The 24,393-nt window shown below is 58.3% G+C and carries 23 protein-coding genes; 13 read left to right on the forward strand and 10 right to left on the reverse strand.

Annotated elements, in window-relative coordinates:
• Positions 1-128 precede the first annotated feature (128 nt).
• The gene (locus tag QQL64_RS02030) at positions 129-1,073 is read left to right on the forward strand and encodes a LysR family transcriptional regulator (protein ID WP_284395510.1); all 945 of its coding nucleotides are present in this window, start codon (positions 129-131) and stop codon (positions 1,071-1,073) included.
• Between the two features lie 39 nt (positions 1,074-1,112).
• Here QQL64_RS02030 and QQL64_RS02035 read toward each other — a convergent pair whose 3' ends face one another.
• Positions 1,113-1,727 (reverse strand): DNA-3-methyladenine glycosylase, encoded by a 615-nt coding sequence (locus tag QQL64_RS02035; RefSeq protein ID WP_284395512.1) that lies wholly within the window; start codon positions 1,725-1,727, stop codon positions 1,113-1,115.
• 218 nt (positions 1,728-1,945) lie between these two features.
• Between QQL64_RS02035 and QQL64_RS02040 the strand changes: the two genes are divergently transcribed.
• The 3 genes from QQL64_RS02040 (at position 1,946) to QQL64_RS02050 (ending at position 5,168) form a co-directional block, all read left to right on the forward strand.
• Positions 1,946-2,887, forward strand: a complete 942-nt coding sequence (locus QQL64_RS02040) for an aldo/keto reductase (protein WP_284395513.1) — start codon at positions 1,946-1,948, stop codon at positions 2,885-2,887.
• A gap of 198 nt (positions 2,888-3,085) precedes the next feature.
• A complete protein-coding gene (locus QQL64_RS02045) occupies positions 3,086-3,814 on the forward strand; it encodes a DUF1223 domain-containing protein (RefSeq protein WP_284395514.1) in 729 nt (242 codons plus the stop codon).
• A 301-nt stretch (positions 3,815-4,115) separates the two neighbouring features.
• Positions 4,116-5,168: a lactonase family protein gene (locus QQL64_RS02050; protein WP_284395516.1), complete on the forward strand. Its 1,053-nt coding sequence runs from the start codon at positions 4,116-4,118 to the stop codon at positions 5,166-5,168.
• Positions 5,169-5,281: 113 nt separating this feature from the next.
• Here QQL64_RS02050 and QQL64_RS02055 read toward each other — a convergent pair whose 3' ends face one another.
• Complete coding sequence (locus QQL64_RS02055; protein WP_284395517.1) at positions 5,282-7,006, reverse strand: alpha-keto acid decarboxylase family protein; 1,725 nt, start codon at positions 7,004-7,006, stop codon at positions 5,282-5,284.
• Between the two features lie 756 nt (positions 7,007-7,762).
• On the opposite strand from QQL64_RS02055, the gene QQL64_RS02060 reads away from it, so the two are divergent.
• From QQL64_RS02060 to QQL64_RS02070, 3 genes are all read left to right on the forward strand, one after another.
• The gene (locus QQL64_RS02060) at positions 7,763-8,623 is read left to right on the forward strand and encodes an SDR family NAD(P)-dependent oxidoreductase (protein ID WP_284395519.1); all 861 of its coding nucleotides are present in this window, start codon (positions 7,763-7,765) and stop codon (positions 8,621-8,623) included.
• A gap of 112 nt (positions 8,624-8,735) precedes the next feature.
• Complete coding sequence (locus QQL64_RS02065; RefSeq protein ID WP_284395520.1) at positions 8,736-9,008, forward strand: hypothetical protein; 273 nt, start codon at positions 8,736-8,738, stop codon at positions 9,006-9,008.
• A gap of 12 nt (positions 9,009-9,020) precedes the next feature.
• Positions 9,021-10,478 carry a nitrilase-related carbon-nitrogen hydrolase gene (locus QQL64_RS02070; RefSeq protein WP_284395521.1) on the forward strand — a complete coding sequence of 486 codons (1,458 nt, stop codon included), beginning with the start codon at positions 9,021-9,023 and terminating at the stop codon, positions 10,476-10,478.
• A 175-nt stretch (positions 10,479-10,653) separates the two neighbouring features.
• Here the strand turns inward: QQL64_RS02070 and QQL64_RS02075 are convergent, their stop codons facing one another.
• Positions 10,654-11,232: a TetR/AcrR family transcriptional regulator gene (locus QQL64_RS02075; protein ID WP_284395522.1), complete on the reverse strand. Its 579-nt coding sequence runs from the start codon at positions 11,230-11,232 to the stop codon at positions 10,654-10,656.
• Between the two features lie 125 nt (positions 11,233-11,357).
• On the opposite strand from QQL64_RS02075, the gene QQL64_RS02080 reads away from it, so the two are divergent.
• The 3 genes from QQL64_RS02080 to QQL64_RS02090 all read left to right on the forward strand — a co-directional run bounded on the left by QQL64_RS02080 (position 11,358) and on the right by QQL64_RS02090 (position 13,307).
• Positions 11,358-11,897: a hypothetical protein gene (locus tag QQL64_RS02080; RefSeq protein WP_284395523.1), complete on the forward strand. Its 540-nt coding sequence runs from the start codon at positions 11,358-11,360 to the stop codon at positions 11,895-11,897.
• Positions 11,898-12,233: 336 nt separating this feature from the next.
• The gene (locus QQL64_RS02085; RefSeq protein WP_284395525.1) at positions 12,234-12,746 is read left to right on the forward strand and encodes a hypothetical protein; all 513 of its coding nucleotides are present in this window, start codon (positions 12,234-12,236) and stop codon (positions 12,744-12,746) included.
• 300 nt (positions 12,747-13,046) lie between these two features.
• Positions 13,047-13,307 carry a hypothetical protein gene (locus tag QQL64_RS02090; protein WP_284395526.1) on the forward strand — a complete coding sequence of 87 codons (261 nt, stop codon included), beginning with the start codon at positions 13,047-13,049 and terminating at the stop codon, positions 13,305-13,307.
• An 89-nt stretch (positions 13,308-13,396) separates the two neighbouring features.
• On the opposite strand, the gene QQL64_RS02095 is transcribed toward QQL64_RS02090, so the two are convergent.
• Together QQL64_RS02095 and QQL64_RS02100 are read right to left on the reverse strand one after the other, a co-directional pair.
• Positions 13,397-13,795 (reverse strand): hypothetical protein, encoded by a 399-nt coding sequence (locus QQL64_RS02095; protein ID WP_284395528.1) that lies wholly within the window; start codon positions 13,793-13,795, stop codon positions 13,397-13,399.
• Between the two features lie 27 nt (positions 13,796-13,822).
• A complete protein-coding gene (locus QQL64_RS02100; protein ID WP_284395529.1) occupies positions 13,823-15,013 on the reverse strand; it encodes a hypothetical protein in 1,191 nt (396 codons plus the stop codon).
• A 606-nt stretch (positions 15,014-15,619) separates the two neighbouring features.
• On the opposite strand from QQL64_RS02100, the gene QQL64_RS02105 reads away from it, so the two are divergent.
• A complete protein-coding gene (locus tag QQL64_RS02105) occupies positions 15,620-15,985 on the forward strand; it encodes a PadR family transcriptional regulator (protein ID WP_284395530.1) in 366 nt (121 codons plus the stop codon).
• Positions 15,982-16,908, forward strand: a complete 927-nt coding sequence (locus QQL64_RS02110; protein ID WP_284395531.1) for a sensor domain-containing protein — start codon at positions 15,982-15,984, stop codon at positions 16,906-16,908. Before QQL64_RS02105 ends, QQL64_RS02110 begins: the two co-directional genes overlap by 4 nt.
• Before the next feature lie 70 nt (positions 16,909-16,978).
• On the opposite strand, the gene QQL64_RS02115 is transcribed toward QQL64_RS02110, so the two are convergent.
• The 3 genes from QQL64_RS02115 to QQL64_RS02125 all read right to left on the reverse strand — a co-directional run bounded on the left by QQL64_RS02115 (position 16,979) and on the right by QQL64_RS02125 (position 21,408).
• Positions 16,979-18,508: a DUF1800 domain-containing protein gene (locus tag QQL64_RS02115; RefSeq protein WP_284395532.1), complete on the reverse strand. Its 1,530-nt coding sequence runs from the start codon at positions 18,506-18,508 to the stop codon at positions 16,979-16,981.
• Between the two features lie 112 nt (positions 18,509-18,620).
• Positions 18,621-19,820 carry a DUF1501 domain-containing protein gene (locus tag QQL64_RS02120; RefSeq protein WP_284395534.1) on the reverse strand — a complete coding sequence of 400 codons (1,200 nt, stop codon included), beginning with the start codon at positions 19,818-19,820 and terminating at the stop codon, positions 18,621-18,623.
• 10 nt (positions 19,821-19,830) lie between these two features.
• Positions 19,831-21,408, reverse strand: coding sequence for a DUF1800 domain-containing protein (locus QQL64_RS02125; RefSeq protein ID WP_284395536.1), 1,578 nt, complete (start codon positions 21,406-21,408; stop codon positions 19,831-19,833).
• A gap of 163 nt (positions 21,409-21,571) precedes the next feature.
• On the opposite strand from QQL64_RS02125, the gene QQL64_RS02130 reads away from it, so the two are divergent.
• Positions 21,572-22,180 carry a class I SAM-dependent DNA methyltransferase gene (locus QQL64_RS02130; RefSeq protein WP_284395537.1) on the forward strand — a complete coding sequence of 203 codons (609 nt, stop codon included), beginning with the start codon at positions 21,572-21,574 and terminating at the stop codon, positions 22,178-22,180.
• 2 nt (positions 22,181-22,182) lie between these two features.
• Here the strand turns inward: QQL64_RS02130 and agaR are convergent, their stop codons facing one another.
• Together agaR and QQL64_RS02140 are read right to left on the reverse strand one after the other, a co-directional pair.
• Positions 22,183-22,989, reverse strand: coding sequence for a transcriptional repressor AgaR (agaR, locus tag QQL64_RS02135; protein WP_284395539.1), 807 nt, complete (start codon positions 22,987-22,989; stop codon positions 22,183-22,185).
• The gene (locus QQL64_RS02140) at positions 22,982-24,007 is read right to left on the reverse strand and encodes an amidohydrolase family protein (RefSeq protein WP_284395541.1); all 1,026 of its coding nucleotides are present in this window, start codon (positions 24,005-24,007) and stop codon (positions 22,982-22,984) included. The genes agaR and QQL64_RS02140 overlap by 8 nt, the downstream gene beginning before the upstream one ends.
• Positions 24,008-24,393 lie beyond the last annotated feature (386 nt).

The following is a 24,393-nucleotide window of genomic DNA, read 5'->3' on the forward strand; positions in this document are numbered from 1 at the left end:
CAAGATTCCTCTAGGGCCTCAAGTAGTTATGCGGATCATGGGTCTCGATATCGGCAGGACTCCTGATTTGCGAATCAAACGTACCATCGCTTTCAGTGAGCGACTATTCGCGATAATGTTGATGAGCCATGAAGCAGAACTTCACAGTCAGGCAAGGCGCGCTCGACGGTGTCGAGGCGTTCCTAAGCGTTGCCCAGCACCGAAGTTTTCGCAAAGCGGCCGCGGAACTTGGGGTGAGTACGTCGGCGATTAGTCAGTCGATACGTGTACTCGAAGCACGCGTTGGCGCAACGCTCTTCATACGCACAACGCGTAGTGTTGGCCTGACCGAAGCGGGCGAACGATTCCTTTCGCGCGCAAAGCCCGCCTTCGAGGAGCTGGTCGCCGCAAGCGAGATTGCGCGTGAACTCGGACAGCGGCCGGCCGGATTGTTGCGCCTCACGGTGCCGCGCTCGGTGGTGCCGATCTTGCTGGAGCCGCTGATCGCATCCTTCTGCCAGGCCTATCCCGAGATCGAGGTGGAAATCGCCGCGAGCGAAAAGCTAGTCGATCTCGCAACCGAAGGGTTTGATGCCGGCATTCGAATGGGCCAGTTCATCGACGCCGACATGGTCGCGGTGCCGATGACGCTGCCGTTTCGCTTCGTGATTGTCGGTAGCCCCGCCTATTTCGCCCGCAGAGACCGGCCCGAGTGCCCGGACGATTTGCGCCAGCACGCATGCTTGAGATTGCGACGATCCAACGGCGCGCTTGCACCATGGTCGCTCAAGGATGGCGACCACGCGATCGAGATGGCCGTATCGGGCCCTTTCATCGCTAACGACTTTCCCACCATGCTCAGTGCGGCCGTCGAAGGTGTGGGTCTTGCCCAAGTGCCTGAGCCGATTGCCGCCGAATCAGTGAGAGCGGGAAAACTGGTAAGCGTGCTGGAGCCGTTCGCGCCGATGGCACCGGGTGTGTTTCTCTACTATCCCAGCCGCCGGCAAATCATGCCGAAGCTGCGAGCTTTCATCGATCATGTGAAGAGCCGCTCGAACGCCAACAAAAATCGAGTTCACGTTGACGGCCGGTGACGCGACTGTTTGTGCAAGTTTGGAAACCAGAGCGAGAGGCTATGCACCTGATACATAACGATTGCCAGGCACACGCCATCGCCATGGGAGATCCTTGCCGAGTCTGATGCCAATACGAGGCCCGCCCGCTAGATCTTCGGGAGGAGCCATGCCATCGCTGACGACGGTAAAGCCATCATGGGCGCCAACCAGATCAATCCCATCTTGGGTACCGCTGATACCCATCGCCTGAGTCAAGCGACCTGGTCCACGGCATAAATCACGATCACGCGCCGCCCGTGGGCGTGCCGCGCGCATTTGCTCAAGCCCGTGGAGGGGTTCCAGCGCACGGATGAGCACACCGCAACCATCGCCCTCATGGCCACACACGCAGTTGCAGCACCAGTGCATACCGTAGGTGAAATAGACATACATATGTCCCGGTGGTCCAAACATGGTCGCATTCCGTGGCGTCTTTCCCCGGTACGTATGCGCCGCTGGGTCGATAGCACCGACATAGGCCTCGACTTCCACAATGCGACCCGCCCGGCCATCCGCTGCTGCCAGGATTTTGTTGAGCAATTGTGGCGCCACCGTGGGAGCGGGCCGATCGAAGAACGCACGTGACAACGGGGTGCCTGGCCAGCTGATCAGCGCAGTTTCTTTTTGAACCACTCGAGTTCTCCCTGCGCACGCTTTCTCGGGTCGGCCCGCGAACTGCCGGAAAGAGCACGGATGGCCATGGTGTGCCATTCCAGCGGCGCTTTTGCGAAGAGAGTAGCTTACCGTGAGAAACAATGAACGCCTGCCTGAGTACCTTTCATCCAGCATCTCGACCGGCTGCGTCACATGTCGCCAGTGCCGTGGATGGCTTACGGCAAGAGAGAACACATATGCATCGCCTTGAATGTTTTTGTAATACGAGCATTCCACTTGCCCATGGCGCTGGAGCGATCCCTGCCGTCGGATTCGGCACGTTGATTCCCAATGCCATCGCGACCAAGCAAGCCGTCAAAGTCGCGTTGGAGGTCGGATTTCGTCACATCGATGGCGCAGAGGTCTATCGCAACGAAGACGTGGTCGGCGAAGCGATGCGGGAGGCTTTTGATGCCGGGACGGTCAGCCGAGAGGAGCTCTTCGTCACCACGAAGCTATGGAACAACAATCATCGCCCCGAGCGAGTCAAGCTTGCGTTCGAAGCAAGCCTTCGTCGTCTTCAGCTCGACTACCTTGATTGCTATTTGATCCATACGCCCTTTGCCTTCCAGCCCGGCGACGAACAGTATCCGATGAACGAACATGATGAGCCGATCTATGACTCGGGAGTAACGCTGGTTCAAACGTGGCAGGCGATGGAGCGTCTCGTGGATGAGGGAAGGTGCAGGTGCATTGGACTGTCCGACATCACTCTGGACAAGCTAAAAGAGATCGTCGCGGTCGCACGCATCAAGCCCGCGGTGGTTCAGGTCGAGTGCCATCCTTATCTTCCCGAATGGGAACTACTCGAGTTCTGTCAGCAACATGGAATCGTGCTGCTCGCCTTCGCGCCATTGGGTCATGGCATGGAACCAAGAATAACGGGCGATCCGGTGATCAAGGCCATCGCCCAGCGTGTCGGCAAAAGCCCAGCGCAAGTCGCGCTGGCTTGGGCTGTGCAGCGCGGGACGGCACTCCTGACCACGTCGACCAATCCTGTTCACATCAGGGAGAACTTCGACATTTCCTTGCTGCCGCAAGACGCCATGCAGGAGATGAAAGATCGCATCACGACAAGCATCCGATTGAACGCAGTGGTGGAAACGGGAGTGCCCGGATTTGTTCCTCGGGGCGCGTGAACGAGGGGACGTCGGAGGGAGTGTTGTTGAGTGTCCTGGCGATCGGATGGTCATTGCCCACCATCGGTAATCGCGGAGGATCTGATCGTTCAGGCCCGATGTAACCAACGTGTCGGGAAAGGCGAAGGATAGGAGAAGAGGGCGGTGCTGCATGTCGCTGCGTCTCCTTAACGCCGTTAGAAAAAAAGGATCATCCTGATGCGCCGCGCATTCTTGAACGTTCTATGGGTGGTATTAGGCTCGTTGAGTCTCTCGGCCACGGTTTGGGCGCATGACCCATCTGCGCCACCCACAGGCAAGCTGGTGGTTGTGGAGCTTTTCCAAAGCCAAGGCTGTTCGTCGTGCCCGCCGGCGGAGTCCAATATCAACGCACTTGCGGAAGGGCCCGGCGTGCTGGCGCTTTCATTTGGTGTCACCTATTGGGACGAGTTGGGCTGGAAAGACACTTTCGCCATGCCTGCTTACACCGAGCGACAATGGAACTATGCGCACTATCGTGGGCGCGAGACAGTCTGGACGCCGCAGGTCTACGTGAATGGGCATACCGATCTGGTGGGTACGGATCGTACGCAGCTTGATGAGGCGATTGCGCGCGCAACGAGTGATGGACCATCCATCGCATGGAGCGATGGGAAACTCGTTATCCACGCTGCGCGCTCACCTGACGCCGCATGCGATGTGTGGTTGGTGCGTTATGACCCGCGTACATTGCATGTAGCCATTGGTGGCGGCGAAAACGGCGGTCGTACGTTGCCACAGAAGAATGTCGTGCGTGAACTCATCCACTTGGGAACGTGGGAGGGAGAAGAGCGTTCCTTTTCAATTCCGCCTTCGTCCTTATCCGGGTTGCAGACCTCTGCGCTGGTCCAGGTACATGCGGGCGGCGACATTCTGAGTGCATCGATCCAGAACGCGTCTCCTGATTAGGTTGCGACTTCGGAATCGGAAATCCAACGTCGCGATGCAAGGACAGGCGTGGAGCACCCTCGGAGCTCCACGCATAGATGTGCGCGATCGCATTGCTTGGATTCTGTCGAATGCCTCCTGTATGCCACACGGCGACAATGTGCGCGAGTTATCACTTTTCGTGAAAGTCACACTTCGAGGGTAACTCTTCTTGTAGCGAAGCGAAAAAAAGGATGGCCGATGCAATCGGTCGCCCGGAAGTACCGAAGGTGACTTCCCACGAAGTCGTCACTTTCTCATCGCTACAGTCGAGGATACACACATGAAGAAGGCAGTATGTGGTTTGGGTTTACTAACGTTGCTCATCGCCGGCACCGTCGCCGCACAGAGCAACACATCATCGAGGGACGATCATGCGCTGATCGTCACCGCGTCGAATACGACGAAAAATACATTGCTGGTCTACGACACAACCGGTGCGCTGCTCGAACAGATCCCCACTGGCGGTGAAGGTGGCGTCAGCGGCAACGCCGGCGGTATCGCGCAGGATCGCGACCGGCTCGCCGTCGTCAATTTTGGCTCCGGTAACGTTTCTGTATTCGGCAAGGACCTCCAACACACTGGCTTGCAGCTCGAGAAGCTGGTTCCTGCCATCACCAACCCGATCAGCGTAGCGTTTGGTCGCGATCATCTTTACATCCTCACCGCCACCAACATCGAGTCGCATCGCATCGACAGTAACGGCGTGGAATCGCAAGCGGACGGCGAAGCGCGGCTCGTGATCGGTGATGGCTCTGCCGCGCAGGTGGGCGTTCTCCGTGGTCAACTGATCATCAGCGAAAAGAGTAATGCGATCGAGACCATCGATGTGAATGAGCAGGGTGCGGTGAGCGGATCGACCAAGCTGGTGGCTAACATTCCTTCCAACGTCAATACTCCATTTGGCCTTGCCACGCGCGGCAACGATGCTTACGTGACGATCGCCCATGCGAACGAGGTCAGTCTGGTGCGAAACGATGCAGTGCAGATCGTCACCAGTTCGGGCACTCAATCGGCGCCGTGCTGGGTGACCCTGGACGGACCGTTCCTGTTCTCCGCCAATTCGCCCAGCCATTCCGTGTCACGGTATGCCGTCTACGGCGACAAGATCGTCCAGGACGCAGCGGTGGTAACCACCTTCAGTGGTAATCCGACAGATATCACCTATCGCAGTGACCTAGCTGCAGTCATCGACGCCAATGGTAGTGTCTCGCACGTGTCGATCTTCAACGTCGATGGCAGTGGCAGTTTCACTTTGAAAGCACAGGCCACCATCAATAGCGCAGCGACGAATGGCATCGCCATCGTTCGCCCGGACAGCGATTTCAACTGGTAGGGTCGCATGCGACGCCTGGCACTTAACGCATATCCCCGAACCCTGGTGCCGGTGTTGTTTGATGCCGCGGGTCGGTGTCACGTTTCCCGGATAGCGGGGTGTGACACCGACCTTCATGCCGTCAATTGCGATGTCGCAGGCCGGAGCTGCACACCTTCACGGTGTTGCGGACCGGTAGGACCGTAGTCCAGCTCGGCGCCCAGGTTGCTGCTTCGAGTGACCAGGGCGGGGGCGTCGCAGGAATCCATGATCGATTCGACGAAGATCAGCGTGTCGTTCGGCGTGCCGAGGGCGTTTTGTAGATCCGCACCGGTTCTGACTACGAACGATCGCGCCGAGGTGTCAGGACGTAGCACTTTCGGCAAACTGGCGTAGGACCAATTGGCAACGTCGTTGTACGGCTCAGTCTTGCCGAGGTAGCCACGTTCGATGGTGTATCCGCCGTTGTTGATCAACAGGATCACCGGCTTGTGATCATGTCGCAGAATGGTCGATAGCTCCTGCGCTGTCACCTGGAATGAACCGTCGCCGATCAACAGGATATGGCGACGTTCCGGCGCCGCAGTCAGCGCACCAAGCAACGCTCCGACCGAATAGCCAATCGAACCCCAGTTGATCGAGCCTATGAATGTGCACCCCGGCGGAAGCTTGAGGCCGAGAAGAGAAAATGACGTACCGTTGTCGACATACAGAACATCACCCGGGCGCAAGTAGCGTTGAATAACCGGCCAGTAAAAAGCCTGAGTCAGCTTGGCATTGGCGTCGATGTCTGTGCTCGACATTGCGGCTGCCACAACATGTTGCGGCGCGCGATGACTGACCTGGGGAACGGCCTCGATGACGCCACGGAGTACTTCCTTGAGCGTCACCGCTTGATAATTGTCATGGCCAATATCCAACGAGTGCGCACGGGCATGGATCGTGTTGGCAGGGAGCGAAGCCGAGAAATCACCCGTAGTTACTTCGATCGGTCGGTAAGCGATAGCGAGCAGACAATCACTGCTCTCGATCGTCTCGCACACACCCGGCTCGCTGGCCTTGCCGGCGTACATGCCAACGTAATGCGAGAACGATTCATCAATTACACCTTTGGCCGCGTTGATCACTGCGACCGGAGCCTGCAGCTTGTTGGCCAGATCCATGAGTTCGGAAGCAACACCGAACCGATCCGCATCCGTATCAACCAAGATCGCCGGCGACTTTGCCGCAGACAGGCGTTCCGCGACCGCAGCGACGCACGAACGCAACCGTTCCGGATCGCTCGGCGGCTCGGCGAGCACAAGCGGTGCTGCGGGCACTTCGATATCGAGATAAGCGATATCGGACGGAAACTCCATGTACACCGGAAGCTTCTCTCGCCATGCAGTGAGGATAAGGCGATCGATCTCGGTGACCGCATTGCGTGGAGTGATCCGCGCCTGCGCCACCGTCACCGGTTTGTACGCATTGAGAAAGTGATCAAAATTTCCATCCGCCATGGTGTGGTGCATCCCCAATCCGCGATCGATGGATCTCAACGGTATCGAGCCGGCGATGCAAATCACTGGAACGTGTTCGGCGTAAGCACCACCCACCCCGTTGATCGCGCTTAAGGGGCCGACCCCATTCGTGACGAGGAGCGCACCCAATCCGTTCAATCGTGCATAACCATCCGCCGCATACGAGGCAGTCAGCTCGCCGGTGGTACCGATCCATTTCATTCTCCCCGCGTCGTGCAGTTGCTGCAGCACGGTGAGGTTGTAGTCCCCAGGAAGGCCGAACAGATGCCGAATGCCGGCCTCTTCAAGACGGCGAAGAAGGAAATCGCCGATTTTCATTCGTTGGATGTTGCTTGCCATGGGGGACTCCTGGGCCGTTGAAGGAATGCGGCGAAAATTGGGCCGCGGGCCGGGGGAATTCCCTGCACGAAGGTATCGGTGACTTACCGAGCCATCGGCGTATCGGGGTAACTCCGAGAAAATCGCCGTTATTGCTGACGACTTTCATCATTGGATCAATCCAATGTCGATGGTGGCTGGCCGGGCCAACGCCGATCCTAAGACCCCACTCTTAGCGACTATACGAACATCAGGATGGCGTTCAAGTTGAACGCTGACGGTTTGGCACGAAACTGTATAAATCTTTCGGACAGTCCTTGTGTGGCACGTCGGTTGCTTCGAGTGCCATCGGCAATACTGCGCGTAGCACTTCGCACAGATGAAGAATACTTTAGATCTTGCAAGCCATTTGCTAGGTATGTCGCCAAGACAGCCGAGGTGGCCGATGGCCGCGCAATGCTTGTTTTAGAAACGTGTCGCTGATGGTCTTCGGTATGACTGCTGCGGATTCCGGTCGGGCTGAACAGGCAGTCCAGGCAAGCGGTGTCCGTAACTCCGGCTGTGAGTTTTGTATCGAAATGTTTCAGAGGCCGCCTGAGACACGTTCTGATGGCTTTTGGCCCCTCCCGGACATAGTCGGGATACGTCGCCGCGGTTTCCTATGTGCACAGGGAAGCGCTTCTTGAAAAGTAGGAGCGTGGCTAAAGCCATCAGCGAATGGCTTTTTTAAAAAACATCATCAAATGACTGCCCAGTCAGTCTGTAGTGGAGTATTTCATGTCGAAAGTTTGGTTGGTAACAGGAAGCGCAAGCGGCTTGGGTCGTGACATCGTCGGGGCGGCCTGCGCGAGCGGCCACAAGGTTCTCGCCACCGCGCGAAACACGGGCCCGCTCGCTGAGTTGTGCGAGCAATACGGGGAGAACATCTTTACCACGCAACTCGACGTCACGAATGAAACCCAGGCGCAGGCGGCCGTCGCCTTGGCGGTTGAGCGCTTTGGACGTCTTGATGTTCTGGTGAACAACGCAGGCTACGGTGATGTCCGCCCCTTTGAGGAAACCAGTTCGGCGGATTTCAAAACCCTGGTCGACACCGTCTTCTATGGCGTCGTCAATCTGACGCGTGCTGCGCTGCCGATCATGCGCACACAACGTAGCGGAACGATCATCCAGATCTCCTCCGTGGGTGGGCGCCTCGCCACCGCCGGCTCGGCGTCGTATCACGCGGCGAAATGGGCGGTCAGTGGATTCACCGAGAGTCTGGCGCAGGAGACCGCACCCTTCGGAGTCAAGGTGGTTGCACTGGAGCCAGCGGCCATTCGAACAAACTGGGGTACGCGTGCGACACAGCAGCGGCCGGCGATCATGCCGGACTATGAACCATCGGTTGGGGCGGCCATCAAGTCCATGGAGGGTCTGTGGGGTAACGAACCCATCGATCCCGCGCGCGTCGCGCAAATTCTGCTGTGCCTCATCGATGCCGAGCAGGTACCTGCGCATCTCCTCATCGGCACTAGTGCTTGCGAATATTACGCGATGGTGGAGGCTCATCGCTCCAGTGAAGCCAAGCGCTGGCGGGATATCAGTCATTCGGCTGATTTCAACGCAGGACCGATTCCATCGGTTCCTACTGCCTGACGCCGATTAGGGCCGCCACGGCTCGTCTCCCCGGTGGTCGCTTTGTGACCCGACCCGACTAGCCCATTAGTAAGCCTTGCCGCGTCGCGGCCACCATGTGTACAGTGTATACATGAACTGCCTGACGACTCCCGAAAAGATTCTCAAGGCCGCGCACGCGCTGTTTGAGCGCGAAGGCACCGACGCGGCGCGCCTTTCGCTCACCTTCAATGTCGCACTCGACGCCGTGATCGAAGGCATGGCCCAAGGCTTGTTGAAGCAAGACGATCCGCACGACGTCACGATGACGATCTGGGCGCATCAGCACGGCTTGATCGCGCTCTATCGGCCGGACGTTTCAGCTATGACGAGGCGCAGTTTCGCGCCTTCTACTTGCAATCCTTGAGGAGGTTGCTCGATGGCATCGAAGCATGATTATTCCGCGCTGCAGACTTGGTTTGCAGCGACCGTCCTCTCTGCGCTGTGCTGGTGGTTCGGTAGCGGTATACATCCGGAGTGGTGGCTGACATGGCTCGCACCGTTGCCCGTGCTATGGCTCGCGCCACGGGTTCAAGCGCGCTGGGCCGCCTTGTCGGCTTTTATCGCGTATACCGCAGGCTCGTTTAGCGTCTGGACTTATCTCCACACGTATATCGGCTTGCCTTGGTTTTTCGATGTATATGCGATTAGCGCATCGGGCGTCATGTTGATGCTGTGCGTGCTGCTGTATCGGCGATTGCTGCTGCGCGGCCATACGCTGGCCGCCGCACTGGCGGTGCCGACGATATGGGTCGCCATCGAATACGTCACTAATCTGCTTTCGCCGCACGCCACGTTTTCCAATATCAGCTACACGCAAATGGATGCGCTGGCCGTCATTCAAATTGCGGCGATAACCGGCATTTGGGGCATTGGTTTTCTGTTGCTGCTAGTGCCCACGGCCATCGCGTTGCAGGCGACGCCGCGCGCTTCCAAACGCAGCCGTGTCACGGTGGCTGTACTTACGGCTACTTTGGTGGCCGGCACTGTGGCGTATGGCGGCTGGCGACTTCAGGCTCCGGCGACCGGAACGATGCGCATTGGCCTGGTATCGCTGCAAAAGCCGGCCGACGCCACATTGAGCGAGCCGAAGGGGCAAGCTCTCGAAGCACGTTACATGGAAGCATTCGGTCGTCTCGCCAACGACGGCGCACATATCGTGCTGGCTCCGGAAACGACATTCGCCGCCGCGGATACGAGCATTCCCGCGTTTTCCCAAATGGCGAAACAGCGCGATATGATCGTAGCTTCCGGCATTGACTTCTACGGCGATCCGCACGGACATCGCAACGTGCTGATGGTGTTTCAACCTGGCGCCACGTCTCCGGCCACCTACAACAAACACCATTTGCTCCCCGGCATGGATCCTTTTATACCGGGCGACAACTACACCATGCTTCAAGGTGACCCGCGCATCGGATTGGCGATCTGCAAGGACATGGATTTCCATGACATTGGCGATGCTTATGCCGCGCGTCGTGCGCAACTATTGCTGGTGCCTGCTTCGGATTTTACCGTGGACGGCTGGCTACACAGTCGCATTGCGATCATGCGTGGCGTGGAAAGCGGCTTCGCCGTCGCACGCGCCGCGCATGCCGGCCGGCTCACGCTCAGCGACGACCGCGGTCGTGTCATGGCGGAAGCTTCCAGCGAAGCTGGCGATGCCGAATTGGTGGGTGATCTTCCGCTGCACGAAACGCACACGTTTTATGCACAATGGGGAGACTGGTTGGCATGGTTGGACTTGATCGCGCTGACGGCATGGCTGGTATTGGCTTTCATTCCGCACAAAGCACCGGTAGAAAGCCCCGGTCAAACGCATCCGGCTCGCGCTTGAACGAGTCAGAGTCGGCACTGACTCGGGATTCAAACGTTCGAGCAATTTTTGTGGTAGCGGTGGTCATATGAAAGATCAGGATGCGCACGACGCGCATCCTGATCCAGCCGTTCACTTCTTCTAGCCGTTACCGAAGAAGACTATCCGTCGCAGGTCGGGACGCGTTTCGCGCAGACTAGCTCGCGCCGGCAGGCGCAAGCCTTTTAAGCCCACTCGCCACGATGTCGCTGAAGACCGTTGGATCGCCATAGGCTCGTGCCGCCAACATCGCGCCATACACCATGGCCATGAACGCCTCCGCCTCCTGGCGAGCTGATCCCTGCAACTCAAAGCGCCCCAGCTGCGCGCCTCTGGTCATCACGATCTCTAACCAATTCGACAAATCGCGAAAGTGGGCACGCACTTCCTGGGCCAAGTCCGTTGGCAGTGTTGGCAATTCGCTGGCGAGCATGCCGGCCACGCAAAATGGCGCGGAGGCATCGGCAATGCACTTTTCCCAGTAGCCGGTGTACATGCGGAGCTGCTCCACAGGATCGAAGGCACCACCGCCGAGCGTGCGCGTCTGCTCCACGATGACCGCACGGGACTGTTCGACCACCGCCCTCGCCAAATCGGATTTGGCCGGAAAGTGATGATGGATGCTTGCCTTGCGCACCTGAACCTCTTCGGCGACATCGGCGTAGCTAAAGCCGTTGTATCCGCGGGTCTGGATGAGGTGGCGGGCCGAATCGATTAGTTTTTGATGGGTGCTCATGGCTCACCCTACCATTAGGTAGGTATATTCGTCGATGCATGCCATTTTATAGCATTCATTGGAGATCATTGACAACGTTACCTACCTTCTAGTAGGGTGATATAACTTCCTCGGGAAACCTCGCCATGACCTGGTTACAGCAGTTCTATTTTCTTCGGGCCGGCGTAGCCGCTGCATGGATTTCGCTGGTCGTGATCACGGCGCCTGCGTCATTGGTGCTCGCAGCCGTGTTGCTAGTGCTCTATCCGGCGTGGGACGCCTTCGCGAACTGGCTGGACGCACAGCAAAGCGGCGGCCTTGCGTTCAACAAAGGCCAAACGTTCAACATGATCGTCAGTGCAATTACCGCCATTTGTATGGGCATTGCTGTGGGTCTGCACGGCAATGCGGGCGGCGTTCTGGTGTTTGGTAGCTGGGCACTTCTTGCGGGCATCTTTCAGTTGGCCGTGGGCATCTCGCGCCGAAAACTCGGTGGCCAAGTCTTCATGATGATCAGCGGTGTGCAATCAGCGCTCGCGGGCATCGTCTTTATCTACCAATCCTTCCGTGTCGCGCCCGGTCTCGTTCAGCTGACTGGCTATGCCGCGTTTGGCGCCTTTTACTTTTTGGCTGCAGCGTTGTGGCTGACCTTCAGAAAAAACCGCGTAGCACGCGTCATGTCGTGACGCTCGCTTTGTGAATACGCAGATTCGGGTGCGCGAGATTTTCTGGTTTGTCATTTGGGCAATTGTGCTCAGCGCGCCCGCTGCCTGGCTTTTGATTCAGCCACCTGAGCAATTCGGCGCACAACAAACCAGGAACAACGGCCAGCAGACGCGATCATCTCAAGCTAGATCGTTATCAAGCAGGATGATTGTTCCGAATAGCTGGCGAGAAAGTCATAACCAGCGAAATCGAACGCCGCCGCCTGCGCCGCAACCGCTGTAGACGCACGTGCTATCGCAGAAGAATCCTGCGGCAAATTTGCTCACTCTTCCCTCCATTCTTGAAGGAACATCGACATGTTTGGAATTTCACCGCTTGGCTGGATACACACACTCGGTAGCCTACCGGCCATTCCTGCCGCCGCTTACATGTTTAGCCGTTTCGGCCGGATCGTGCCACGCTCGTCCGCAGGCACCATCTATTTTGTTTCAATGCTGATTGGGGGGATCACTATTTTCCTCATCGCCCATCAGTCGGTTAGCTACATCATTGCCTTCGTCACACTCGCGTTGTTATTGGTGGGCTATGGCGTCGGGCGGCTCCCTTGGCCGCAGACTCCAAAAGGATATGTCGAGACAATCAGCCTCACGCTAACTGCTTTTCTACTCGCGCTGCCGACCCTCTCTGAGACGTTGCGTCGCGTTCCGGACGGTCATCCGTTCGTTACGGACCCGAAATCACCGATTCTCCTTGGTGTAATGGCTGCACTCGGCGTCCTCCTCATCACAGGTCTGACGGCACAGGTCATCTACTTTCGCAAGCGGATGCATTTGTTCCAAGACAGCAAGAGCGTATCGGCAACTCGCTAAACGTGGGCCATGGGCAGAAACTGCGTCGCTTCTCGTGGTGCTGGCGTACCTGAAGCGCCCATGCCCATATGGTGGGCATGACACCTAAGTCTGTGCACTTTTGAAAACCAAAGTGTGTGGCGTAGGGCTACGTAATGTACGTACTTTGCTTGTCGCCGGATGGCAAAGTATGTGTACACCTATATAAAACAAACAGTTACGATCGAGTCATTTTCGTCAAAGTGCACCCTTTGACAACCAAAGTGTGTGCCAGAAAGATCATGTCACCGCAGCCGTCGTCACGGTCGCTAGGGAACAGTCATGATCAATATTTCACCAGGCAACCAACAACACATTGATGACTATGTCTCCCATTTCGAGCAAATGAACGACGCTGAAGTGCCGGCGCGGAACGAGGAAATCATCGCAAAGGCTGAGGCGGAATATGCTGAGTTTGTCCGCGCGTTTAGCCGCCTGAAAAGACCATCCGTATCTCATCCATTTACGATTGCTAGCCCACCGCACGATGGCGAACCGGTCGGACCGGCGCCGGCAGAACCTTCAAATGTCCAAGTGCGTTAGAGCACGGGAAAGCGACTATGCCCGAATGCGTGAACGCCCTTGCGGCGATAGGCTTCGTCGCTCGCGGATAACTGGATCGCAACGCCCTATTATGGGCGCGTGTCCTTAATCTGGCTCTTCGTTTCGCGCTGACGCCGCGCGAGCTCCTTGAATTTTGCCGTTGCCGCGGTGTTCTCTGCCTCAATACGGGAATCCTGTTCCTTATCCAATTGAATGTTCCGGGCTTCGAGTTGGGCATTGCGCTCGCGCTCAAGTTCCTTCACCTTGGCCGTATCCGTTGGTTTTGACCTCGCCATCTCCTCGGCGCGCCATTGGGCTTTCGTCTTCTTTACTCCCTGAAACTCGATCACCGTATCGTCGGATGCGTTCTTTACCGCCGCCATGATTTGTGGCTGGCTCAATTTGTCGGCCACTATGGTCGTCTGTGCAGCCACAGCCACGCTTACGACGCTCAACGCAGCCATGCTCAACGCTAGTCTTTTCAGCATGATTTTTCTCCCGTGTAGCGACTGCGCTTAGAAGGACACGCCTTTGGGGCCGGTGATGGTCAGATTTCCCTCATATCCCACAAATCCGCCCGTCGCACCAATGTGCCAGCTGACGGGAATTTTGATGGAGCTCGCACCAGATAACGCCGGAACTGTTTGCGGCGTTTGAGCGGTACCGTTACTGGCGCTTAGGGTCGTAGAAGAAAAACCCAAAGACTCGAACGTCCAGCCGTTCTTAAGGGCGGCCGAGAACGTATCGGTTCCGGTGTCACTGGAAATGCCGAAACAGCCGTGGTGATGACCGCCGAAACTGTCGCTTGCAGTCGGGGGTATACCCTCAGTAGCGAATCCAAAGGGGCATTCCCCGGATTCATCGCCTATGTGATTGCACGAATTCATGTGAGCGCCATCGCTACACGACACAACCACTACGCGACTCTGCGGCAAGTGCGCCGCCACCAACCGCGGATGAAATGTGGCCTGCCACGCGTTGGATTTCTTACCGTCTTTTGTTGTGATGGTGATGTCCACGGTCTGCTCGACGACACCGGCTAACGCGCTATTCACCGTACCGCCGGTGAGGCCGGGATACCACCACTGGGAGCTGGGTTGACCTATCGGTACGCTCAAATCAGTGGTTGACGGGCCTTTCGGAAAGTGGATGTTGATTGTGCCCGCCTGATCCCCGAAGTCCGTTCCAAGTACGTAGAAAAAACTGTTCGGGGAAAGGTCCGTCGGCCCGAATGTGATCTGAGGTGGACCCGTAATGACGACCGCGTCGATGAAAGTTGACAGGTCGTCGCCAGTGGCACCAATGGTGCCGGCGAAACTGAGCGTATGTACACCACTGGTGGCAATGGAGAACGGGATAGTGAACAGGCTAAAACTCGTGCTTGCTGGCGAAATCAAATTTCCAATTTGTTGCCCATCGATGCTGACTTTGATGGGTTGCACGCTACCGGCAGGGACGCTATGGAGCCGTCTTGCTGCTTGCAGGGAAAGTGTGTGGCTACCGGCATTGAAATTAATCGTTTGCGATATCGTACCGAGATTCTGTATGTAACCGGTTTGCACGCCATCTGGCGCACTGGTCGCGCCGAACGCGCTACCGTTGCCTTGAATGCCACTGGTACCGACAAATGTCCAGCCAACACCAGTGCCCGTGGGATCAGTTTTAAAATTGCTTCCCAGTACCGGAATTTCAAAGCTGCCATTCACGACATCTTCCGCCCTCACGCGCGAAGGAGATATAAGCCAGAGTGCCGATAGCGCGAGGGCAAGTAGCGTGGGCCAACGCTTTTTCCGTGCTTTAGTCATAAAGATCCCCTTGCTCGAGTACCTACAAATAATGACAAAAGCGAATAGAGCAACTCGTTGCCTTCATAGGCAGCATGCATCACTACGGCGTAGGAAGGCGTAGCCTGCCGAGTTGTTCGATAGGTTCGCTTACTCACGCCTGGCCGTGTTTAATCCAAAAACTGAAAACGCTTTAGGGCGTTTTCGGGTGCCGAAGATGGGCATCCAATAATGGATATGCATGCAACCCCTGCCTTTGCGCATGCTGCATTCACATTAGTGATGACTCCGTGACGCCGAGGCGTGATTGGCGTAGGGCTTCGGCTTTCTGTTGTGTAGGACTTTTCCTATGAATGAAGGCTATCGCGACCGATCACGAGCCGCGTGTGGTCACGGTTAGCTCGGTTGCGTCCGCTGAAAGGGTGACCTAAGGATGCCCTTGGTGTGAGGCCGTGACTTCCTACCCATGCACTACTGTTTACTTCACACTACAGTGCACTCCAACATAAGCTGAAGAGCGGGTCAGCCATGGACGATAGCGCGGGCCAACTCAAGAAATTCCAGAAAGAGCTCTCCACCGGCACGGTGTCCCTGGTGCTGTTGGCGGTGCTTGGGCAGTCGCGGCAGGCGTTGTATGGCTACCAGATTGCCAAGCGGCTGGAGGAGCTGGGGGAAGGGGTGCTGGCTGGCAAGCAGAGTGCGCTTTATCCGGTGCTTCGCAACCTCGAGACCAACGGCCTCCTGGCTAGCGAAGTGGAGCCATCGGTGAGTGGGCCGCCGCGCCGTTATTACCGCATTACCAAGTTTGGACGCGAAGTGTTGCGTGAGTGGATCGCCGCGTGGGAAGGCACGCGCGATTCGGTCGATAGGGTTCTGCAAGGAGAGTTGCGATGACAGGCACACCGCGAACGATTGCGGACTATCTGGATCAGTTGCGGACCGCGCTACGCGGTGCCGATCCAGCCCTGGTCCAGGATGCGTTGTACGACGCAGAAGAACATTTGCGCGCTGAGCTGGCCGAACAGCCTGGGCGCAGCGAAGCGGACATGCTGGCCAAAGTGGTTGGCAGTTACGGCGCGCCGGAAGAGGTAGCGGAGCTCTATCGCGATCAGGAGATCAAGATTCAGCGCGCGCTGCGTCCGCCGCTGCCGCCGAAACGGCGCTCGCAGGCTGGCCGGTTCTTCGGCGTGGCAGCCGATCCGCGTACGTACGCCGCGCTGTTCTATATGTTGCTGTCGCTCGCGACCGGCATTTTCTATTTCACCTGGGCGGTGACGGGGATTTCGTTGTCGCTTGGTCTGGCGGTGTTGATTATCGGCATCCCGTTTATCGTGTTGTTCTTCGGTTCGGTGCGCGTACTCTCGCTGGTGGAGGGACGCATGGTGGAGTCGATGCTGGGTGTGCGGATGCCGCGCCGGCCCTTATTCTCCACGCGCGGCATGTCGCTGTGGCAGCGGATTGGTGCGATGTTCAGCGATCCGCGCAGTTGGAGCACCTTGTTCTACATGGTGATGATGCTGCCGTTGGGCATCATTTATTTCACGTTGGCGGTGACGCTGCTGAGTGTGTCGCTGGCGTTCACCGGCGCGCCCATTGTCAAGCTGATAGCGAATATGTCCGGATTCCAGGACACCTGCGACGGTCCGGCGTGGGTGTGCGATTGGGTCATGTGGCTACACGGCTGGGGCGCAGCCTTTATGCTGTGCGTGATCGGTGTGCTGCTGCTATTCGTCACGCTGCATATGGTGCGCGCGCTCGGGCATCTGCATGGACAGATGGCAAAGCACTTGCTGGTGACGGGAACAGCGAGGGATTGAAGGCCGATGAGTCTTTGCAGAGCGGGAGCCATTCATGGCTCCCAACCTCGCACATCGATGCGTGTTTCGCTCAGCGATAATTGAGATCAGGCGACGAAAGCAGGAACGTGTTCCACTCCTGCTGCGACGTCGCCTTGGTCAGCGCATCGTGGGTGGCGGGTGATAGGTAAGGCTCGATGGCGTCGTAATACAGGCGTGTCGTCAGCATCGGGAAGCCCGCGCCGCGCGCGGTGCTGCCGGCGGGAGTGAACAGTTGGTTGTTCCCGGTGCCGATGGCGTGAGCAATATCGAAACGCTTCGCCATCTGCCCGGAGCTGGACCAGCTTGCATTGTCGAGCGGCCAGCCATCGGGAGTGATACGCCCGAACAGTGGTTCATCGAGCTGGTTGAGCCATCCCACCAGCGGTTGCGCATTGGCCACGGGCGTGCCATCGAAAGCCAGACGTACTGACGACACGACGAATTGCGTCGGGTCTTTGAATTTCTTGCCGGTGGCGGCGAGCAGGTCGCGCGACTCGAACATGGTGCGCACCACTTGCGCGATATCGCCATCGGTACGCCGGAAAGTGCTGGCCATTTTTTGTACCAGCGCCGGTGACGGGTTATCGGAAACGAAGTATTCGGCCAGTTTGCGCGAGACGAATTGCGCGCAGGCCGGTTGTCGCACGATCAGGTCGACCGCCTGTTTCACTTCGTCGAAGCCGCTGCCTTTGATCGGTTTGCCGAGCAAGACCTTGTCGCTGAAATCGTGCCGTTGCGGATTGAATTCGAACAGGCCGCTTCGCACCATCAGCGGCGCGAACTGCGGGTTGATATGCTCCGGTCTGCCATCAGTGGGCGCGATGCCGACGCCGGTCAGGATCAGCGCGAGCTGCTGGACATCTTGTTGGGTGTAGCCGGAGTTGACGCCAAGCGTATGCAGCTCCATCAGCTCGCGCGCATAGTTTTCGTTGACATGACCCTTGGCGTTTTGGGCATTATCGAGAAACTCCAGCATCGCCGGACTTTGCAGCGTGGCCATGACCAGGTCGCGGAATTTGCCCAGCGCATGCGGGCGAATCACGTTCTGTTCGTAATCGGCCAGTTCCCAACGCACGCGTCCTTTGGCTGCGTAAACGCTGAAGTGATTGAGCCAGAACCACACCAGCTGTTCCTTGAGCTGGTTGGGGCCGTAGATTGCGTGCAGCAGTTCCGCCTGTTGTGCTTCCTGGCCCAGCTGGTTGCCCCGCGTTTGCAGGGCCTTGTTTGCGGCGACCTTGTTGGGGCTATCCGGCATGGTCTTGATCTGCTGCTGTTCTTGCTGGATCGACATCAGCAGTTGATCGACGGGCGTGTAGAACGATTCGTAGGAGGCGATCTGCGCCGTGATCAGCGGTGGCAACGTGTCGCTGAGGCGATCGTCGAGCTGTTCTTCCAACAGCGCTTTGCGGCCGAGCGTGCGGTATTGAGTCACTGTCGCGGTATTCAGGCCGAAGCTGTCGCGGCGCAGCCATGCGGCGTCGCTCTGGCTGAGGCTGGTGGAGCTGGATGCGTGCGAAAGCGAAGGAATGAACAGTAAGGTTATCGACAGCGACAGAACGGTAAGAGTGATTGGACGCATGCGGCGGTTTCCACTGAGCGCGGGTAACGTTCGAACGGATGTTGCTGTGTCCGGATAAGTTGTGTTGTGAATGGTATCGAATCTTTGACCCCTCTCCCAAAGGGAGAGCGGCTTAGACCAGTTGCAGATCGCGCGGCTTCGCTTGTGGGAAGACGGTCTGCAACTGATTCCCATGCAGGCCCCACACACGGCCAAGCAAACCGCTGTACACGTCGCGGTAATTGTTGAGCACCTTGTAGTCGCGGTTCTGTAACAAGTTCTGCTGATTCACCGCAACTTGTTCGCCGGCGATGCGACCGCCGTTGACCTTGCCGCCAAGCACCCAGTGCACGGTGCCGTGGCCGTGGTCGGTGCCGCGATCGCCGTTCTCACGGAAGGTGCGGCCGAATTCGGAAACGACTACGACGGTAGTGTTGTTCCACTCGTCGCCCAGAGTCGTGGCGTAGGCCGCCAGGCCGTCGCCGAGATTGCGCAAGTTGTTGGCCAGGCCGCCGGTGACGTTGCCCTGATTCACGTGCGTATCCCAGCCGCCGACGTCGACGAAACCGAGCCGGTACCGATCGCGCATCAACGTAGCGATGCGTTGCGTTTCCTGGGCGAAGCCCGATGCATTCGGTGCGCCGCGGCTGGCGGCAACCATTTCGTTCTGCAGATCCATCGACACCGTCGAGCGCAGGCTGAGGCCGTCCGCAGCTGCGGAGGCGAGCGCGGTGTTCTTGTACATGCCCGCAAGGATGGCCGACTGGCGCTCGTCGAAATTCGCCTTGGTATTGCCGCGCAGCGAAATATTCGGAATATCGCTGCTCGCACCTTGGAAGCTCAGCGGCAGACTGTTGGTGAACGAGATGGCGGGTACGCCGGTAAGCACGCTCGACAGGCGCGCCATGAAGCCGGAGCGGTAATTGCCACCCTGATCCATCGGTTCCCCGCGTTCGATGTTGTCTTGCGTTTCGAAGTGGCTGCGCGAAAGATCGTCGGTGCCGGCGAACGGAATGAACGCCACCTGCTTTTTTTGCCACAGCGGGTAGATCGAATCGCGCAGCACCGGATTCATGCCCCAATTCGTATCCAGCGGAATCGTGGTGTTGGGATTGGCGCTATCTGGCTTGGCGATAGCGATGGTTGGGCGCGATTCGTAGTAGAAATCGCTGCTGTAGGGCACCAGAAAGTTGTTGCAGTCGTAGCCGCCGCGCAGGAACACGAACAGGAAGCGTGGCGAGTTGGCCGGTGCGGCAAACAGCCGCCCGGAGAAAGACAGCGCAGGAAGAGCGGCAGCGCTAGCAGTGGCAAGCAGAAATTCGCGGCGATTCATGGTCGTTACCTCAACGATAATTGAAGTCTGGCGAGGACAGCAGGAAGGTATTCCATTCCACCTGCGATGTGGCTTTGCTGAGCGCTTCGCGCGTAGCGTCGGACAGCGTCGGTTCGATAGTCTGTTGGTAAAGCGTGGAGTTGAGCATCGGCGGATCGGCTTGCGTTATGGTGTCATCGGTGCCCGCGAACAGCCGGTTGCGACCGCTGCCGATGGCGCGCGCCACGTCGAAGCGCTTGGCCATCTGGCCCGAGCTGGTCCAACTGGCGTTGTCCGTCGCCCAGCCGTCGGGCGTAATGTGGGCGTAGACCAATTCCGTCATCTGATTGAGCCAGTTCACCAGCGGGTCGGCATTGGTGATGGGTTTGCCGTCATAACTCAGCCGCATCGCCGAAACCAGGAACTGGGTGGGATCCTTGAATTTCTTGCCGTAGCTGGTGGTGAGATATTTGGACAGGAACATGGTGCGCAACACAGCGGCGATATCGCCATCGGTGCGCTGGAACGTTTGCGCCATCGCGTCGACCAGCGCCGGCGGCGGATCGTCGGAGACGAAATACTGCGCGATCTGGCGCGACACGAACTTCGCGCAGGCGGGCTGCTGCACGATCAGGTCCACCGCTTGCTCGATCTCCCCAAAGCCGCTGCCCTTGATGTCCTGGCCGAGCAACTGTTTGTCGGAGAAGTCGTGCCTGCCCGGATAGAACACGAACAATCCGTCATGCACGAAACCAGGCCGTTGACGGAAGAAGCTGTCGTCGACCCCATTCACGACGCCGGGGCCACGCTGCGGAACGATACCGGCGCCGGTAAGAATGAGCGACAACTGCTGCACATCCTGCTGGGTGTAACCCGAATTCACGCCGAGCGTATGCAACTCCATCAGTTCGCGCGCGTAGTTCTCGTTGGTTTTGCCGCGCACGTTATGAGCGTTGTCCAGGTAGAGCTGCATGGCCGGGCTTTTCAGCGTGGCCATCACCAGATCCTTGAACTTGCCCAACGCATTCGGGCGGATCACGTTTTCTTCGTAGTCGGTGGCGAAGAGGCCGACGCCGCCCTTGGCCGCATAGATGCTGAAGTGGTTGAGCCAGAACCACACCATTTGTTCCTTCAGCTGGTTGCCGCCGTAGATGGCGCGCAGCAACTCGACCTCCGCGCTTTGCCGAATCAGATCGCGGCGATACATCTGGAAATCTTTCTTGGCCATCTCCTTGGCGTTGGTGTCTGCCGCGTCGACGCTCTTTACCTTTTGCGCCTCATCCCGGTATTCGGCGATCAGCTGTGCGGGCGCGGTATGGAAGACTTCGTAGCTATTGATTAGCGGAGCGACGGCGGGTGGCAGAGGATCGTCACCGCCGGCCAGCTGCTCATCCAGAAAGCGGGTTCGGCCGAGTTCGCGGTAGCGTTCGAGGGTGGCGCTATCCAGGCCGAAGGTGTCGCGACGCAGCCACGCGATATCGTCCGCACTCAACTTTGCCGGTCCGGCCGCTTCGACCGGAGTGGAGCAGGCGAGGGGGGCGACTATCAGCAACAGGCCCAGCCATGTCGAAGATCGCCAGCGGTAGTGTGGGATGGAGTCGACTTGCATGGCTGGGTTCCCCTGTTGAATGTCTAACTGACTCAACGCGTGGTCGAGCAGGGCGCTGACTCGAAGTTGGCCCGAGATAAAGAATATTCCGCTGCGATTCACAAAATCCGGGCCGTATCGTTAACCCGGAGTTACTATCACATGCTTGTAATGGAGCCGAACCATGCCCAAAACTTACGACCAGGCGTATTTCGACAAGTGGTACCGCGACCCGAAGCATGCCGTGAGCTCGACCGCCGCCTTGAAGCGCAAGGTGGCCATGGTAGTGGCGCAAGCGGAGTACTACCTAGGCCGGCCGATCAGCAATGTGCTCGACGTGGGCTGCGGCGAAGGTGTGTGGCGGGCGCCGCTGCGTGCCTTGCGGCCGGATATCCATTATCGCGGCCTCGACTCCAGCGAATATGTGGTGCGGCGTTTCGGTCGTAGCCGCAACATTGGCTTGGCGCGTTTCAGCCAATTGGCTGAGCTGCGTTTCGACACGCGTTTCGATCTGATCGTGTGCACGGACGTATTGCACTACCTCAAGCCTGCGGAAATACGCGCGGGGCTCATCGGTATCGGCGAGATGCTGGAGGGCGTTGCCTTTCTGGAAGTATTCACCAACCGCGATGACCCGGATGGCGATCATCAGGATCTGCAGCTGCGCTCACCCGCCTGGTATCTGCGCGCGTTCCATGAAGTGGGTTTGTTGCCGTGCGGTTCGCAGTGTTATCTGGGGCCGCGATTGGAGCGGCATATTGCGGCGTTGGAGCGGGCGCAGCTCCACACGTAAGGTCAGACCAGCATCACCTCGACGCCCGCATGGCGCAGCGCCTCGACCATGTCCGGTGCGGCGCTGCTATCGGTAATGACGGTATGCAGATTCCGCACTGGCGTGATGACCGAGAGGCTGCGTTGCCCCAGCTTGCTGGCGTCGAACACGGCGATGGTTTCGCGGGATACGCGGATCATCAGCGCATTGAGCGAGGCTTCCAACGGATCGGGTGTGGTGACGCCAACCACCGGATCGAGACCGTCCACGCCGAGGAATAAGCGATCGGCGGAGATGCGCGACAACGCCTGTTCCGCGTCAGGGCCCACCAGCGAATACGACGTCTGCCGCAACAGGCCGCCGAGCATCATCACGCGGATATTCGGCAGGCCCGACAATTCCAGCGCGATGTTCAACGCGTTGGTCACCACCGTCAGCGACTCGAATTTCATCTGACGGATCTGACGGGCGATCTCTGCAGTCGTGGAGCCGGAGTCGAGGATGATCGTTTCGCCGTTCTGGATCAGTTTTGCCGCCGCCTGACCGATGCGCAGCTTCTGCGGATGCGAGCGCGTCTCCTTGATGTTGAGCGGTATGTCATTGGTCGTGGGCTGGGTGACCGGCAGTGCGCCGCCGTGCGAACGCGCGATCATCGCGCCGCGCGCGAGCATTTCCAAGTCGTTGCGAATGGTGACGGATGACGTACCGAAGCGGGCGGCCAACTCTTCAACCGTAGCGCGACCATGGGTTTCCACGTAATCGACGATCAGGCGTCGGCGCTCCTCGACCAATAGGCGATGTACGGGAACGGAGGCGTGGGCTTCACTCATGGTCAATGCTTAAAAGTCGGGCGGCATTGTCATGGTATATCTTGCGCAGAATCGTGTCTGTCAGGCCCAGGCCGTAGATCGACCAGCGACCTTGCGGGGGCGTTTCAGCCGGGGCGTAGTCGAAGTACTCGTCCTCGGTTTCGAGGAAGCGGTAATAGATTTCGTAAAGCTCGTCGCCGAACAGCTGCTGGGGGACATCGTCGCCGTAGGGGGAGGGCACGGCATCCGTACCAAACAGGATGCGGTCCTGATAGCGGTCGAAAAAGCGCTGCGCGGTGCGCGGCTGGCGACCCAGTTCGCCGATACGCGCGCTGATATCCACAAGAGTATTGGGAAAGCGATCCAGGCAGTCCGCGACGGCCTCGAGGTTTTCGGCCCAGTTGCCCACGTGCATCAGGGCAAAGGTGGTCTTTGGATGGCGGGCGATCAGACGGTCGCGGGCGGCGAGGATTTCTGCATTGCTGGGAAACTCCGGGCCGTAGAACGACCAGTCCGGGTGCTTGGCCAGTTCCTCGTAGCGCTCGTTGTATTCGTCGGTCGGCAGAAAGAACGCCTCCGGGTCGGATACGTGCAGGAACACCGGCATGTTGTACGCCGCGCAGGCTTCCCACATGGGATCGAAGCGCGGGTCATCCACCGCGACCAGCGGCCCTGAATCGACGTGCTCACGCAGATACAGGCCCAATGTCTTCAGCAACTTCAGTCCGCGCGCGCCGACCCGATGGGCATGAGTGATCGCGTCCGCCTGCAGCTGCGCGAAGTTCGGCTCGGGGAAATATTCGTACGACGGTTCAGTGAGCGTGAGGAAGCGCCCCGGGGCAGCTTGGTCGAACAGGCGGATGGTTTGTTCGAGGCCGGCGCCGACGCCACCGGTGAGGTTGACCAAGGTGCGGACGCCTTTGCGGTCCATCACCGGCAATAGATCTTCCGGCTTTGCAAAAACGATGATGTCTTCGCCCACCGAAACACCGTTGCGCACCTTGCTCGACCACGTGAGATGCGTATGTGCGTCGATCACTGGAAAACGCGGCTGCTCAATGCGCGTCTTCGGTACGCGCAACATGCTGCGGGGTTTGAAATCGTTTAGCCGCAGATCCGCTTTGCTTCGGTCGGGCGCGGTTTGCAACGGATTTTTGCCGTTGCCGGCTTGGATCGTGCCGGTACCGCTGGGAGGTGCGCAGCAAAAGCAGCCGGCACGCGTTTGCGTGCGGAACGACCAACGTTGGTTTGGGGGTTTGCGTTTGCTGTGTGGCATCAAATTAAGAAAGCTCTTTGCTTTTGCCTCCTCTCCCCTGCGGGGAGAGGATTGAGGTGAGGGGCCAATCTTGCGATGACCTATATCAAAGCCTGCTTCGATTCACCAATTGCGCAAGATTGTCCCCTCACCCCAGCCCTCTCCCCGGA

Origin of the sequence: Dyella lipolytica, from assembly GCF_030160075.1 — a bacterium.
Taxonomy (GTDB): Bacteria; Pseudomonadota; Gammaproteobacteria; order Xanthomonadales; family Rhodanobacteraceae; genus Dyella_B; species Dyella_B lipolytica.